Consider the following 1,138-nt stretch of genomic DNA (forward strand, 5'->3'; position numbering starts at 1 on the left):
TTGCTGGCAGCTATTACACCAAGACGCCAAACCGGCATTTCCGTACCGTTCAGAGCGAACTCGGCAATATCGGCCGGATTGGCTATCAAGGGGCGGTGTCCCCCGGATGGCGCGAAAGCCGGCCGATCGGCAGCCATGCGACCAAACTGGGCGCCGGTCGGCCGGTCTCCGATACCCTCATCCGCCATTTCGACAGCCGACCGGCACCGGATTATCCCGTGCTGAAGATCCCGCTGGCGTTCACGGGGATCGTCCGCATGGCAATGACCATCGCGGGAACGGAGGCGATCTATACCGTGCGACGCAAGGCGATCGTGCCGATCGTGGGTGTCGGCGGGCGCGGGCGGTGCGGCACGCCGCAGATCCTCGAAAATGTGTCGCAGGACGGCGAGCGCTTTCGGGTCTCGCCCGAGATCGGCCTCTACTTCGGCATGGTAGAGGACATTGTGCGCGGGCAAGCGCGGCCGATCCGTTGGTCGGGGGCGATGCTGGACTGTCCGGGCCACGGTCTGGCGGACGGCGACGAAGTAACGATTTTCGGAGTGCGTGGCGCTGAAAAGGAAGGGGTGACCGTCCGGGCAGGACATGTGACGCCGGACGGGTTTCTACCCCAGGACGCCACGACCGGCGTACCCCTCGCATCGGACGGGCTGAAGCTGGACGGCGGTGCGACCGCAAGGCCGATCATCGCCTGGCCGGCCTTGTACTGCGGTTTCGCAGGTTTCCACGAAGGAGGGGAGAGCGTCGGCCTGATCGCCGAAGTGGAGGTAGTAGGTGCCGCCATTCCCGCGCTGTGCCAGCATGGCAACATCGTTCCGGAATGGGTCGGCACCGACGCGAAGACGGCGGCTCGCGAGATTACAACCGCCGGACAAGCGGGAAGGGCGTTGCAGCAGTTGCGTGGCTGAGCGTGTCGATCCGACGGTAACTTCGGGAAAAATCGCGCATATCATGCAGCAGAACTTCAGTCGGGGGTGTCGTTCCTTTGCCCAAGCACTCGTGCAGGGTTGCCGGCAGCGCTGCGCCCTTCAGGCACGCTTTGCAACACCACGGCGTTGGCACCGACTACGGCACCCTTGCCGATCTCAATGTTGCCAACAATCACGGCTCCTGAGAAGAGCACCGCGTGATCCTCGAC

The 1,138-nt window shown here is 64.1% G+C and carries 1 protein-coding gene and 1 pseudogene; one reads left to right on the forward strand and one right to left on the reverse strand.

The window, feature by feature from the left end; genetic code table 11:
* Positions 1 to 908, forward strand: a 908-nt coding sequence (locus VPH46_RS16290; RefSeq protein WP_416612910.1) for a hypothetical protein, incomplete at its 5' end; no start/stop codon positions are given.
* Positions 909 to 964: 56 nt separating this feature from the next.
* Here the strand turns inward: VPH46_RS16290 and VPH46_RS16295 are convergent.
* A pseudogene (locus VPH46_RS16295) lies at positions 965 to 1,138 on the reverse strand (serine O-acetyltransferase); the annotation flags it as partial.

It is taken from the genome of Sphingomonas sp. MJ1 (PH-R8), from assembly GCF_048058635.1.
Lineage (GTDB): Bacteria > Pseudomonadota > Alphaproteobacteria > Sphingomonadales > Sphingomonadaceae > Sphingomonas.